A 13,155-nucleotide genomic window follows, 5' to 3' on the forward strand; every position below is an offset into this window, starting at 1 on the left:
CTTCGTCGCAGGCAAGGCGATCGGGAATGCCAAGGACTGGGAAGCACCCGATCGCAAAAGCGGATCGGGTGCTCGATGTCGGCGAGGATCAGGAAACCGTGGATCAGGCCTGAGCGGCGCTCAGACCACGTATCCGCCGGAGACCTCGATCGTCTGGGCGTTGACCCAGCGATGGTCGTCGGACAGGAGACCCGCGATCAGGGAACCGACATCGTCCGGCTCGCCGATCCGGCCGAGGGCGGTCTGTCCGGCCAGCAGCGTCTCGAACTCCCGGTTGAGGCCGCCGCCGAGCTCGGTGCGGATCGCGCCCGGCGCGATGGCGTTGGCGCGGATGCGACGTTCGCCGAACTCCTTCGCCATGTAGCGGGTCATCACCTAGAGCGCGCCCTTGAAGGCGGCGTAAGGCGCGACGCCGGGGGTTGCGACGCGGGCCGTCGCGCTCGCGACGTTCAGGATCTGCCCTCCGTCGGCGATCAGCGGCAGCAACGCCTGCGTCAGGAAAAACGGCCCCTTGAGATGAACGCGGTAAAGGCCGTCGAACTCGTCCTCGCTCACCTTTTCGATGGGTCGAAAGAGACCGTAGCCGGCATTGTTGACGAGGGCATTGAAGCGCTCGCACCCCCAGGTCTCGGCAAGCGCCGAGCGCAACGTCTCGCGGAACGCTGGGAAGGACGCGCTTTCGGCAACATCGAGCTTCAGCGCGACCGCCTTGCCACCGCCGGCCCGGATCGTCCGCACGATCCCGGCGGCGGCATCCGGGTTATTGTTGTAGGTGAGAATGACGCCCATGCCACGCCGGGCGCATTGGATAGCGGCACTGGCGCCAAGGCCCCGGCTGCCGCCGGTGATGATGACGATACTCATTGCAGAACTCCTTCGATCTCGATGACCGAGGAGTAGGCAAACGCTGGGAGGGGCGCTCGCCCGATCCTCCTCGCTTCTTGCCCATTCGTACTTTGCGCTTGTTCCCCAGCCGTGATCCGTAGATCCCTTTGTTGATGGACGAACAGCTTCATGAACTCCGCATGTTGGCGTCGCGGGCCGAGAACCGCCGCACGGAAACGGGTATCCCTCGCATCGCGATGGTGCGGGGTGCCATCCCCGAGCACCAACTCGCCGCCGTCTACGATCCGATGGTCAACCTGATCCTGACGGGATCGAAGACGATGACGGTCGGGAATCGGACGCTGCACTACGATCCGGCCACCTACTTCGTGATGTCGGTGGATCTGCCGGCCGTCGGCGCGGTGCACCCGGCGCCGAGCGGCGAGCCCTATCTCGCGATCAGCCTGACGCTGACGCCGGCCATCGTCGCCAACCTTCTGGCCGACCTTCCCCGGCCGACCGGCGGCGCGCTCTACGCCCTCGGTTTCTCGGTCGCCCCGGTGACGCGCGAACTCCTCGACGCTTGGGTCCGCATGATGCGCCTCACCGAACGACCGGACGAGGTCGCCGCACTTGCCCCCGTCTTCGAGCGCGAGATCCTGTTCCGCGTTCTTCAGGGGCCGATGGGATGGATGCTGCGCGACATCGGGATGCCCGATACGGCACTCTCCCGGATCGGAGTTGCCATCCGCTGGATCCGGGAGAACTTCGCCCAGCCTCTGCGTGTCGAAGCGCTGGCGGAGATGGCAGCGTTGAGCCTGTCCGCCTTCCACCGTCACTTCAAAGCGGTGACGGCGCTCAGCCCGCTACAATACCAGAAGAACGTTCGCCTGCTGCATGCTCGCTCGCTTCTCGTCGCCGGAAACGGCAACGCCACGACCGTCGCGCTCAGCGTCGGCTACGAGAGCCCGACCCAATTCAGTCGCGAATACGCCCGCCAGTTCGGTTTGCCACCATCGCGCGATGCGGCGAGGTTGCGCCAAGGGTGATGGCCGCCCGCTGCCGATGGCTCAACCCACTCTGCAGGGCAAGCCGCGATCGCGGCGTCCGAAACCAAGAGCGCGAAAGCCGGCCGACTGCTTTTCTGCATCGACCATGCCAGTTTCTTGTTGGGTCACGGGGCGCAGCTCTGGGCGGGATGCCGAAACGCGGAACGATCGCCGAGGATGACGTCGCGGTCCGGCGTTCCCTCCCTCATTCCCTATGCAGTTTTCTGCTGTCGCCAGTTTTCGGAGGCTTGATCGAGCCGATGGACTCGCGAAACTGGCGTGGCGTCGTCCCGGTCTGGGACTTGAAGACATCATAGAAGCGACTGCTCGAGCCGAATCCGCAGTCGAAGCCGATCGTCATGACGGCCGTATCGCTATCGGTCAGAAGCTGCATCGCCCGGGCAACCCGGTAGCGCGTCAGATACTGATTGACCGACAAGCCGAGAACGTTCCGGAAAGCCGTATTCGCCGTGCTGGGATGGATCGACGCGAGATTGGCCAGATCGGTGACGTTGAGGGGCTCCGCGTAACGATCGCTGATCAGCTCGGTCAGCGCTTCGACGTGGCGGATCGCGGCTCCAACCGACGGGGCGACGGATGTCGATGGCGCCATCTGTTCCGTCTCGGCATGGTCTATGATGAGACGCCGTACGCGCAGCCGGATTTCCTCCACGACCAGCCGCCGCCGCGCGGCGCTGCCGGATCGCCATTCCCGCTCCCAACGAGGCACCTGTGTCGCGTCCTGCGCCTCCGTCGCGATCTCGGTCAGGAATTGCCCCTGCATGATCGACTGCCGGTCCTGTTTTTCGAGCGGCAGGGCGAGAAAATCGGCCAGCGGCAGGTAGATGCACACCAGCGGGGCCGGCCCGGTCACCTCGATCGTCTGGTGCGGGATGGCGGCCCAGAACAGAACGAGGCGTCCCGCCTCGACCGCTTCCCGCCTGCCGTTGAACAGATAGGTCATCCGCCCTTCCAGCAGCAGATTGACCTCGACGTGATCATGCCAGTGGGCGGAGGCCATGGCCGTCGCCGCGTGCCGTTCGATCAGGAACGTGCCCGTCGGCCCGGCCCATTCGTCGCCTCCGTGCTCTCTTTGCATCGTTACCATCACTCGGATCCGGGAATGAATAGTCGATGACCCGGAGGAAAATCTGATTTGGAAGACGTATCCATCCGGTATCAACCGATGGGAGATTGCAATGGCGAAGATTTGCCTCGTGGGTGCGGGGAGCACGGTGTTCGCGCAAAATATCCTGGGAGACGTCCTGTCGTCGCGCAGCGGCTGCGACTATGTCATCAGCCTTTTCGACATCGATCCCGAGCGCCTGAAGACGTCGGAGATCGTCGCGCGTCGGATCTGCGAGACCCTGGGCCTCGTCCGCGTCCGCATCGAGGCGACGCTCGACCGACGGGAGGCGCTGCGCGGCTCGGACTTCGTAATCCTGATGATGCAGGTCGGCGGCTACAAGCCGGCAACGGTGACGGACTTCGAGATCCCCAAACGCTACGGCTTGCGCCAGACGATCGCCGACACGCTTGGCATCGGCGGCATCTTCCGCGGCCTGCGCACCATTCCCGTGCTGGAATCGATCTGCCGCGACATGGAGGAGGTCTGCCCGCGAGCGATCCTCATGCAGTACGTCAACCCGATGGCGATCAACTGCTGGGCGATCAAGGAGCTGGCGCCCGCGATTCGAACCGTTGGCCTGTGCCACAGCGTCCAGCATACCGCCGCCCATCTGGCGGCCTGTCTCGGCGAAAACGTCGCCGACGTGAACTACGTTTCGGCCGGCATCAACCACGTCGCCTTCTTCCTGACCTACGAAAAGATCCATGCCGATGGACGGCGCGAGGACCTTTATCCGAGGTTGAAAGCGCTTGCCGCGGAAGGCCGTGCGCCGGCGGACGATCGGATTCGCTTCGACGCGCTGAAGCGGCTCGGCCATTTCGTCACCGAATCGAGCGAGCACTTTTCGGAGTACACCGCCTGGTACATCAAGGAGGGCCGGGAAGACCTCGCGCGCCAGCTCAATATCCCGCTCGACGAATACATCCGGCGCTGCGAGGTGCAGATTTCCGAATGGCATGCGCTGCGCCAGGATCTTGAGGGCGGCAAGCCGATCGAGGTGTGCCGCAGCAACGAATACGCCGCGGGCATCATTCATGCCGTCGTCTCTGGCCAGCCGGCGCTGATCTACGGGAATGTGCCGAACGAAGGCCTGATCGAGAATCTGCCGAGAGAATGCGTCGTCGAGGTGCCTTGCCACGTCGACCGGAACGGCATCCAGCCGACGCGCATCGGTCGCATTCCCTCGCAGCTGGCGGCGGTCATGAACCTCAGCATCAACGTGCAGCAGCTCACCGTCGAGGCGGCGCTGACCAGGAGCCGCGAACGGATCTACCAAGCCGCGCTGCTCGATCCTCACACATCGGCCGAGCTGTCGCCGGACCAGGTGTGGGGCCTCGTCGACGACCTGATCGAAGCGCACGGCGACCTCCTGCCGACCTATCGCTGAACCCCGCGCACATCCGAGAGGATGGTGGGTCTGATGAGAAAGGCGGCACCCTTGCGATGCCGCCTTTTTGACAATCACGCTCCCGCATTAAATCATCAAATCGTCATCAATATGATTGACCTTAATCTTATCAGATGAAATTATGATCATAGTTTGAAGATTCGCGGAAGGGAGGTGGGCTGGTGAAGGAGTTGTTGGGAGCCAAGGTCGAACGTCTCGATGCGATCCGCAGCCACCTCTACGCCCATGGATTCTCGACCAGTCAGGCCATTGCCGACGCCGTCGGAACCTCGCTCGCCACGATCCGGCGCGATCTTCTGATCCTGGAGCAGAACGGTGCGATCGACCGCGTGCATGGCGGCGCGCGGATCGCCGACGGATCTTCGGTCGAAATGGCGTTCCAGGAGCGGGAAAAGCGCCATCTGGCGGAGAAGCGGGCGATCGCAACGGCGGCCTACGATCTCCTGCGCCCACGCTCGGCGATCTTTCTGGATGCGGGAACGACGGTCCTCCAGCTGGCCCGGCTGATCCGCATCAACCCCATGCCGCTGCGGATCTTCACCAACGGGCTGACGGTCGCGCAGGAATTCCTGAACATCGCTCACATGGAAATCACGCTTCTGGGCGGCCAGTTGCGCAACGAGAACGCCTCCATCGTCGGGCCGCAGGCGGAAGCCATGCTCAACACCCTATGGTTCGATCAGCTGTTCCTGGGCGCCAGCGCGATCGGTGCGGACGGGGCGATCTACAGCGTCGATAGCGCCGAGGCGAGCGTCAACCGATGCATGCTGGCTCGCTCGGCCAATCGTTTCGTCCTGGTGGATTCGTCGAAGTTCGGAACGATGGCGACCCACAAGGTGGCGCCCTTGAACAGCGCGCGGGTGGTGACCGATGCCAGACTGACGCCTCACTGGCGCAAGGAGCTCGGCAATCTCGGCGTCGACGCCGTCCTGGCCCCTATGGAGGGGAAGACGTGAACGAGGAGCTGATCCTCGGCATCGACGGCGGCGGCAGCAAGGTGCTGGTGGCGCTGGCCGACCGCAGCGGCCGGATCCGGCGCACCGCACGCGGCGGCGGCGTCAACCCGATGGACAATCCCGGCTGGCGGGACGAACTGGAGCGGCATCTTCTGCCGTTTCGAGACGAGCCGAACCTTTCGGCAGTCGCTGCGGCGCTGCCGGCCTATGGCGAGGTTGCCCGGCTGTCGGCGCTGCAGCGCGACGCGATCGCGCAACTGTTTCCCAAGGTCCGCCACGCAGTTCTCAACGACGTCGAAGGCGCGCATCTCGGCGCTTTCGCTGGCCAGCCGGGGATCCTCGTCCTGTCGGGAACGGGCTCGATGTCCTGGGCCCGAGACGCCGCCGGCGTTTCGGCTCGGGCCGGTGGCTGGGGACACATCCTCGGCGACGAGGGCAGCAGTCACTGGATCGGGCAGAAGGCGCTGAACCTCGTCGGCCAGAGCCTCGACGCCCGCGCGCCCGAAACGGCGCTGGCGTCGATCCTGTTCGATCGGCTGGGGCTCGACCGGAGCGATCCGATCAACGCGCTGGGGGACTGGGTCACCACGCTCGGCAATCCGCGTGCCGAGATCGCGGCGATTTCCGTGATCGTCGACGAGGTCGCGCAAGGGGGCGACGCCGGCGCGATCGGGCTGATCGAAGAGGCCGCACACGAGCTCGCCAAGCATTTCCATGCCGTTGCCAGCCATTGCGGCGCGCGCGCCGACTGGACCCATGCGGGCGGCACCTTCGCCAGCGCGCTTCTTCTGGAAGCCGTGGCGCGCCGGATCGGCCGCCCTCCGGTCGCACCGAAGCTTCCCCCCGTCGGCGGCGCCCTCGTGGCTGCCGCCCGGCTTCTCGACTGGCAGGTCGACGAGCGTTGGCTGACGCATGTCGCCGCCAGCGCCCGGAGCGTCCCCGCAGAGCATCGTGAATCCAGTTTCAACAGCGACGAAGGATAAGACCATGCATCAACTGATCTTGCCTCTCCTTGCCTCGGTGGCCCTGGCCATCGCCTCGCCCGCCTTCGCCCAGGACAAGCCGCTCGCCGGCCAGTCCATCTCCGTGCTCCTGCCCTCGCCGCAGGATCCGCGCATCGCCGCCGACTTCGAGGCGGCGACCGGCATTCGCGTCGACCTGCAGACGCTGTCCTGGGACGATATCCGCCCCAAGCTGGTGACCGCTCTGGTGGCCGGCACGTCGCCGGCCGACGTGACCGAGCTCGACTGGTCCTGGACGGGGCAGTTCGACGCCGCCGGCTGGTACGTGCCCTTGAACGACATGATCGATGCCGAGACGATCGCCGACATCGGCGTCTCTAAGAGCTTCATGGTCGACGGCAAGCTTCTCGGCGTTCCCTATTCCAACGACTTCCGCGTCATGCTGGTCAACAAGAAGCACTTCGCCGATGCCGGCGTCGCCGAAATGCCTAAGACACTGGACGACGTCGTCGCCGCGGCCCGTACGATCAAGGAAAAGGGCATCGTCGACTATCCGATCGGCCTGCCCCTGTCGGCGACCGAGGGCACATCGACCAGTTGGTACCTTCTGACCAAGGCCTTCGGCGGCGAATTGTTCGACAAGGACTTCAACCCGCTGTTCACCGCCCCGGATTCGGCCGGCTACAAGGCGCTCGAATTCGAGCTGATGCTGCTCAAGGAAGGGCTCGTCGATCCCGCCGCGACCGGGCTGAAGGACAGTCAGATCAACGAGACCATGTTCTCGCAGGGCATCACCAGCATCATGATCTCCGGCGAGCCGGGCCGTCTGGGCTCCATGGAGGACCCCGCCAAGTCGAAGGTCACAGGCCAGACCGGTGCGATCCTCGCGCCGACCGCGAGCGGCGTCACCCGCAGCTTCGGCCTGCCCGAAGCACTGGGCATTCCCGTCACCTCGACCAAACAGGAGGCCGCCTTGGCCTTCGTGAAATGGTTCACCGGCAAGGAGTTCCAGAAGCGGAACCTCATCGGTAACGGCATCCTGCCGACGCGCACCTCGGCGCTGGGCGAGTTGAACGAGGAAGGCAAGCTGTTCAGCGGCGACACGCTGGTCGCCCAGTCCAAAACGGTCGAGGCGCTGTTCCCCCAAGGCACGCCGAGCTGGTATCCGCAGTTCTCGAGCGGCGTGAATACCGCGATCAACAGCGCGGCCAAGGGCCAGATGAGCGTCGATGAGGCGATGCAGGCGATCGCCTACGCCGCCAAGGAAGCCATGGCGCAATGACGGCGAGCGTCTCGACGGGAGCGACGCGCAGGCATGGGGTCGGCGCGCGCGCCGATGCCGCCCTCGGCCTGTTGCTGGTGACACCGATCGTCGTCACCATGGCGGCCTTGGTCTTCTACCCGATGGGACGAACCGTCTTCGACAGTTTCCATCGGGTCAACCCGATGCAGGCCGGAACGCCGTTCGTCGGCCTGGCCAACTACGGCCGCATGCTGTCCGATGGGCAGCTTGCGGCCAGTTGGAGCAACACGCTCCTCTACGTCCTGATCGCCGTTGCCGCCCAGACCATCCTGGGCGTCCTCGCCGCCGCGCTGATCAACCAGGTCAAGGTCGGTCGGCAATGGGTCCTGGCGGCCGTGATCCTGCCTTGGGCGCTGCCGGGCGTCGTCAATTCGGTGATCTGGTTGTGGATCTACCAGCCCGGCGCCGGCCTGCTGAACGGCGTCCTGACGGCCATGGGGCTTTCGTTCGAGAACCACGTCTGGTTCAACGATCGCACCAGCGCCATCATCGCCGTCAGCGTCGTCCACATCTGGCGGATGATGCCGCTGACCGTGGTCATCGTCCTGGCGGCGATGCAAAGCATTCCCTCGCATCTCTACGAGGCGGCGCGGATCGACGGCGCCACGCGCGTGCAGATGTTTCGGCTGGTGACCCTGCCGCTGGTGCGCAGCGCCATCGCCGTGGCGATGACCAATGCGACGGTGAACGCCTTCAACCTGTTCGACGAGGCCTGGGTGCTGGGCGGCGCCAGCCTCGAAACGCGCCCGGTAATGGTGCAGATCTATCTCGAGACCTTTCAGAACCTGCGCTTCTCCTACGGCATGGCGCTGTCCGTGGTGGTCACCCTCGTCTCGCTCCTGATTTCGCTGGTCTACGTGCTTCGCGTCTACCGCAACACGAGGTTCGACTGATGAAGGACACGCTCGCCTACAAGGTCTTCATCCGGATCGGCGTCCTGGTTCTGCTTCTGTGGTCGCTTGGCCCGGTCTATTGGACGGTGGCAAGCTCGTTCACGCCGACCGCGGACTTCTCGATCCGGCCGATCAACTTCTTTCCCGAAAATTTCACGCTGGACCATTATTCCCGGCTGTTCGGCATCGACATCGCCCGGATCGGCGGCGTCGCGGTGTTCGAGCAGTTCCGCGCCGCCCTGCTCAACAGCGTGGTGACCTCGCTCGGTGCCACCGCGCTTTGCGTCGCCATCTCGGCCCTTGGCGCCTATGCCTTCACGCGGCTTCAGTTTCCCGGCCGCAAGGTGTTGTTCCTGGCGGTGGTGGCGACCTTGGCCATTCCCGCCTACGGCGTCCTGATCCCGCTGTATCGGATCATGATTCAGCTGCAACTGGTGGACACCTATCTCGGGGTCGCGCTGATCTACGTCTCGGCCTACCTGCCGTTGTCGCTCTGGCTGCTGCGCAGCGTCTTCGAGGCGCTGCCGGTCTCGCTGGAGGAAGCCGCCCAGCTCGACGGCGCCGGCCGACTCTACATCTTCTTCCGGATCGTCCTGCCGTTGACGGGCCCGGGTCTCACCGCCGCCGCGATCCTCACATTCCTCGGCGCCTGGGGCCAGTATCTCGTTCCCCTGATCTTCTCGCCGCAGGCGACCAAGCCGCTGACGGTGCTCGTCCCCGAGTTCGTCACAAAGAACTTCATCGATTACGGGCTGATCACCGCCAGTGGATCGATCGCGCTCGTCATTCCCGCCCTGGTGGTGATTTTCCTGAACCGATACCTCGTCAGCGGCTTGCTGGCCGGTTCGGTGAAATAAGTTGGAGACGTCATGAACACGACCGAAAAGGTGATCGTCGAGCAATTCCCCTACTGGGAAGCTGCCCTGGGCTCGAACACCGCCGACCAGCGCGCCGACCTCCTCGTCTTCGTCGGCTGCGGCACGTCCTACAACCTGGCGCTGTCGCTTGCGGCCTATGCGAACCTTGCAGGGCGCAAGGCGATCGCGGCCCCCGGCTCCGACTGGACGAACCGCCCCGAGGCGCTCTGGGCCGACTGGAAGAACACTCATGTCGTAGCGCTTTCGCGCAGCGGCGAAAGCACCGAAACCGTCGCCGCCGCCAAGGCCAGCCGCGCCGCCGGCGCCTTCGTCACCGCCATCACCATGGAGCCCGACAGCGCGCTCGCCAAGACCTGCGACCAACTCGTGGCGACCCCGACGCACCCCGAAGAGGGGATCGTCATGTCGGTCTCGGCCAGCCTGATGGTGCTGCTCGGGCTGCAGATGATCGGACAGGACGTCCCCCCTTCCGCCATCGCCGGCGCGCGCGCGCTGATGGAGGCGCTGGATACCGGCGTGTCGAGGGACGTGCTCGATCGCTCTCATTTCGTCTTTCTCGGCGGCGGGCCGCTGTTCGGAACGGCCCTGGAGGGGGCGCTGAAGCTCATGGAAATGAGCCAGGTGACCACGCAGGCCTTCCACCCGTTGGAATACCGCCACGGACCGATCAGCCTCGTCGACGACGGGATGGGGGTGGTCGTGCTCTACAGTTCGGACCAGCGCGAGGCCGAGGCCAGGCTGGTTGGCGAACTCAGGGACAAGGGCGCCTTCGTGGTCGGCATCGGCGGGCCGGGCGATCTCGAACTGCGGATCGACGTCGATCTGTCGCTGGCTGGCCTCGTCGCCCTTCCCGCGCTGCAGATCCTCGGCGAGCGCGTCGCGCAGGCCCGAGGGATCGACACCGTTTCCCCGCGCCACCTCACCAAGGTGGTGAGTCTGGCATGACGGCGATCGATCACAACCGCGACGTTGCCCTGCGAAAGCTTTTCGGAAGGCGGGACCTACCGCCGCCCCGGGGGATCACATCGGTCTGCTCGGCGCATCCGCTGGTGATCGAGGCGACGCTCCGGCAGGCTGCGGCCACGCCCGGAGCCGGAGCGGTTCTGATCGAGGCGACCTGCAACCAGGTGAATCAGGAAGGCGGCTACACCGGCATGACCCCGGCGGACTTCCGCCGGTTCATCGAAGGCATCGCCGCCGGGATCGGCTTTCCCGCCGACCGCATCATCCTGGGCGGCGATCATCTCGGGCCCAATCCGTGGCGGCGGCTGCCGGCCGAGGAGGCCATGACGCGCGCCCAGACAATGGTCGCGGCCTTCGTCGAGGCGGGTTTCGAGAAGATCCACCTCGACACGTCGATGGGCTGCGCCGGTGAGCCAGCGGCGCTCGCCGATGACCTCACCGCTGCCCGCGCCGCCCGGCTCGCGATGGCGGCCGAGGACGCCGCGCAGCGCTCGGGACGCCCTGCGCCGGTCTACGTGATCGGCACCGAGGTGCCGCCGCCCGGGGGCGCAACCCATGCGCTCGACGAGATCGAGATCACCCGCGCCGACGCGGCCTGCAAGACCCTGGCGGTTCACCGGGCGGCCTTCTCCGAGGCCGGCGTCGAGCAGGCGATGGAGCGGGTCATCGCGATCGTGGTGCAGCCCGGCGTCGAGTTCGGCAATGCGAACGTGGCGATCTACCAGCCGGAGCGTGTGGCAAGCCTCACCGCCGCGCTGGACGACATGCCAGAGCTCGTCTTCGAAGCGCATTCCACCGACTACCAGCCCGCGGATGCGCTGTCGGCGCTCGTGGACGGTGGCTTCGCCATCCTGAAGGTCGGACCCGGCCTGACCTTCGCCCTGCGCGAAGCCTTCTACGCACTCGAAGCCATCGCCGACGCTTTGTCGGGAACGCCGACCGAGCCCGGATTGCGGGCGACGCTGGAAGCCGTCATGCTGGATCAGCCGTCGCACTGGGCCGGGCACTACGGCGGCGGCGCCGGCGAGGAGCGGCTGCAGCGACATTTCAGCTACAGCGACCGCATCCGCTATTACTGGCCCGATCCGCGCGTTGCCGCAGCGCTCGAAGCTCTGTTCGAGCGGCTGCCCCGAGATATTCCCGAAACTCTCATCAGCCAGCATCTCGGTCGAATCTACCCTCACGTGGTCGCGCGGCGGGTTGCGCCGGAGGCGCGCGCGCTCTGCCTTGCGGCGATCGACGATGCATTGGCGCCCTATTGCGCCGCAACGGCCGTGCGCTGACCACACCGCCGCCGCTTCGAACGGCCGCCAGCCTTCCCTCTTTGTGCCGGAGAGCCTCATGGCATCTGTAAGCGTATCCAAGGCCCGCAAGAACTACGGCGGCTTGAAGGTTCTACACGGGGTGGACATCGATATCGCGGATGGCGAGTTCCTGATTCTCGTCGGTCCGTCCGGCTGCGGAAAATCCACCTTGTTGCGGATGATCGCCGGCCTCGAAGAGATTTCCGATGGCACCATCTCGATCGACGGCAAGGTGGTCAACGATGTTGCGCCGAAGGCACGCGATATCGCCATGGTGTTCCAGTCGTATGCGCTTTATCCGCATCTCACGGTCGAGGCGAACATGAGCTTTTCGCTGAAGCTGGCCAAGGCTCCGGCATCGGCGACGAAGCAGCGGGTCCGGGAGGCGGCCGAGATCCTCGGCCTCGAGAACCTCCTCGACCGCTACCCGCGCAACCTGTCCGGCGGCCAGCGCCAGCGCGTGGCCATGGGCAGGGCGATCGTGCGACAGCCGAAGGTCTTCCTTTTCGACGAACCGCTATCCAACCTCGATGCGAAGCTTCGCGTCCAGATGCGTTCCGAGATCAAGCAGTTGCATCAGCGGCTGAAGACGACGATCGTCTATGTCACGCACGACCAGGTTGAGGCGATGACCATGGCCGATCGGATCGTGGTGATGCGCGATGGCTTCGTCGAACAGATCGGTACGCCACTGGATCTCTACGATGATCCTGCCAACCTCTTCGTCGCCGGTTTCATCGGATCGCCGGGCATGAACCTGATCCGCGGGACCATCGACACCGCTTCCGGCACGCCGACCTTTGCCGCGGATGGCGGCGGCCATCTGCCCCTGCCGGACGGAGTATCCCTGACGCAAGGCGCCGAGGTGGTCTACGGCATCCGCCCGGAGCATCTTGCGATCGGGCCGGGACCGGTTTCGGGGGAGGTCGTGGTCGTCGAGCCGACCGGCGCGGAAACCCAAGTCACAGTGAAGTTGGGCTCCGGTCAACTCGTCGCGACGGTGCGGGAAAGATTGGCCTTCGGCGCTGGCGAGGCCATCCGTTTCGCGCCGGATATGACCAAGGTCTATCTGTTCGACGAAAAGACCGGAGTGCGACTGGCCGCATAGGAGCGCAAGGGCGTCGCTTCCGACTCAGCGTTTCGCGACCGCTCCCTTCACGACGTCACCAACTGTCGCAGGAGGGGTCACGTGGGATAGCCGAACTTTCGCAAATTCATGGGCTCCGCGCTCTGCTTGCGAACGCAGGCGTGGATGAGGGCTCCTGCTCCCGGCCTCTCGAGTGCCGCAATGGGTTTGCTGTCGAACGAACCAGGGCCCAAGGAGCCGACCGTCCGAGGCATCATAACCTGACAAGGAGATCGGGATCTTTCGAGCCGACCCCACCGGGGCCAGCAGCCTACAACGGCTGCATCGGCAGGCGGGAAGACGACCGCATTCGAGGAAAGCTCCGAAACGTCGGATCGCATGGCAACGCGAGCGCCATC

At 65.3% G+C, this 13,155-nt stretch carries 11 protein-coding genes and 1 pseudogene; 10 read left to right on the top strand and 2 right to left on the bottom strand.

Translation table 11 applies throughout. The features are described 5' to 3' along the window. Positions 1-120: 120 nt before the first annotated feature. Positions 121-864, bottom strand: a pseudogene (locus H7A85_RS11745) (SDR family oxidoreductase). Positions 865-998: 134 nt separating this feature from the next. On the opposite strand from H7A85_RS11745, the gene H7A85_RS11750 reads away from it, so the two are divergent. Continuing rightward, the gene (locus tag H7A85_RS11750; RefSeq protein ID WP_182086139.1) at positions 999-1,874 is read left to right on the top strand and encodes an AraC family transcriptional regulator; all 876 of its coding nucleotides are present in this window, start codon (positions 999-1,001) and stop codon (positions 1,872-1,874) included. A 205-nt stretch (positions 1,875-2,079) separates the two neighbouring features. Here H7A85_RS11750 and H7A85_RS11755 read toward each other — a convergent pair whose 3' ends face one another. After that, positions 2,080-2,973, bottom strand: coding sequence for a helix-turn-helix domain-containing protein (locus tag H7A85_RS11755; RefSeq protein ID WP_182086362.1), 894 nt, complete (start codon positions 2,971-2,973; stop codon positions 2,080-2,082). A gap of 100 nt (positions 2,974-3,073) precedes the next feature. On the opposite strand from H7A85_RS11755, the gene H7A85_RS11760 reads away from it, so the two are divergent. The 9 genes from H7A85_RS11760 (at position 3,074) to ugpC (ending at position 12,778) form a co-directional block, all read left to right on the top strand. Continuing rightward, positions 3,074-4,390: an alpha-glucosidase/alpha-galactosidase gene (locus tag H7A85_RS11760; protein WP_182086140.1), complete on the top strand. Its 1,317-nt coding sequence runs from the start codon at positions 3,074-3,076 to the stop codon at positions 4,388-4,390. Between the two features lie 182 nt (positions 4,391-4,572). Next, positions 4,573-5,367 carry a DeoR/GlpR family DNA-binding transcription regulator gene (locus H7A85_RS11765; protein WP_182086141.1) on the top strand — a complete coding sequence of 265 codons (795 nt, stop codon included), beginning with the start codon at positions 4,573-4,575 and terminating at the stop codon, positions 5,365-5,367. Next, positions 5,364-6,350, top strand: coding sequence for a BadF/BadG/BcrA/BcrD ATPase family protein (locus H7A85_RS11770; protein WP_182086142.1), 987 nt, complete (start codon positions 5,364-5,366; stop codon positions 6,348-6,350). The genes H7A85_RS11765 and H7A85_RS11770 overlap by 4 nt, the downstream gene beginning before the upstream one ends. A 4-nt stretch (positions 6,351-6,354) precedes the next feature. Continuing rightward, entirely contained in the window at positions 6,355-7,611 is a 1,257-nt protein-coding gene (locus H7A85_RS11775; protein ID WP_182086143.1) for a sugar ABC transporter substrate-binding protein, read from the top strand. After that, on the top strand, positions 7,608-8,525 hold the full coding sequence (locus H7A85_RS11780) for a sugar ABC transporter permease (protein ID WP_182086144.1): 918 nt from the start codon (positions 7,608-7,610) through the stop codon (positions 8,523-8,525). The genes H7A85_RS11775 and H7A85_RS11780 overlap by 4 nt, the downstream gene beginning before the upstream one ends. After that, a complete protein-coding gene (locus H7A85_RS11785; protein WP_182086145.1) occupies positions 8,525-9,382 on the top strand; it encodes a carbohydrate ABC transporter permease in 858 nt (285 codons plus the stop codon). The genes H7A85_RS11780 and H7A85_RS11785 overlap by 1 nt, the downstream gene beginning before the upstream one ends. Before the next feature lie 12 nt (positions 9,383-9,394). Next, positions 9,395-10,348, top strand: a complete 954-nt coding sequence (locus H7A85_RS11790; protein WP_182086146.1) for an SIS domain-containing protein — start codon at positions 9,395-9,397, stop codon at positions 10,346-10,348. Next, on the top strand, positions 10,345-11,649 hold the full coding sequence (locus H7A85_RS11795) for a D-tagatose-bisphosphate aldolase, class II, non-catalytic subunit (protein WP_182086147.1): 1,305 nt from the start codon (positions 10,345-10,347) through the stop codon (positions 11,647-11,649). Before H7A85_RS11790 ends, H7A85_RS11795 begins: the two co-directional genes overlap by 4 nt. A gap of 58 nt (positions 11,650-11,707) precedes the next feature. Then, a complete protein-coding gene (ugpC, locus tag H7A85_RS11800; protein ID WP_182086363.1) occupies positions 11,708-12,778 on the top strand; it encodes a sn-glycerol-3-phosphate ABC transporter ATP-binding protein UgpC in 1,071 nt (356 codons plus the stop codon). Positions 12,779-13,155 lie beyond the last annotated feature (377 nt).

This window comes from Aureimonas sp. ME7, from assembly GCF_903970965.1.
In the GTDB taxonomy this organism is placed as follows: Bacteria; Pseudomonadota; Alphaproteobacteria; order Rhizobiales; family Rhizobiaceae; genus Aureimonas.

What these genes read in the sequence shown, in the direction of transcription:
- H7A85_RS11750 (WP_182086139.1), top strand. Translation starts at nt 999, where the DNA reads ATGGACGAACAGCTTCATGAACTCCGCATGTTGGCGTCGCGGGCCGAG.
- H7A85_RS11755 (WP_182086362.1), bottom strand. Translation starts at nt 2,973, where the DNA reads ATGCAAAGAGAGCACGGAGGCGACGAATGGGCCGGGCCGACGGGCACG.
- H7A85_RS11760 (WP_182086140.1), top strand. Translation starts at nt 3,074, where the DNA reads ATGGCGAAGATTTGCCTCGTGGGTGCGGGGAGCACGGTGTTCGCGCAA.
- H7A85_RS11775 (WP_182086143.1), top strand. Translation starts at nt 6,355, where the DNA reads ATGCATCAACTGATCTTGCCTCTCCTTGCCTCGGTGGCCCTGGCCATC.
- H7A85_RS11780 (WP_182086144.1), top strand. Translation starts at nt 7,608, where the DNA reads ATGACGGCGAGCGTCTCGACGGGAGCGACGCGCAGGCATGGGGTCGGC.
- H7A85_RS11785 (WP_182086145.1), top strand. Translation starts at nt 8,525, where the DNA reads ATGAAGGACACGCTCGCCTACAAGGTCTTCATCCGGATCGGCGTCCTG.
- H7A85_RS11790 (WP_182086146.1), top strand. Translation starts at nt 9,395, where the DNA reads ATGAACACGACCGAAAAGGTGATCGTCGAGCAATTCCCCTACTGGGAA.
- H7A85_RS11795 (WP_182086147.1), top strand. Translation starts at nt 10,345, where the DNA reads ATGACGGCGATCGATCACAACCGCGACGTTGCCCTGCGAAAGCTTTTC.
- ugpC (WP_182086363.1), top strand. Translation starts at nt 11,708, where the DNA reads ATGGCATCTGTAAGCGTATCCAAGGCCCGCAAGAACTACGGCGGCTTG.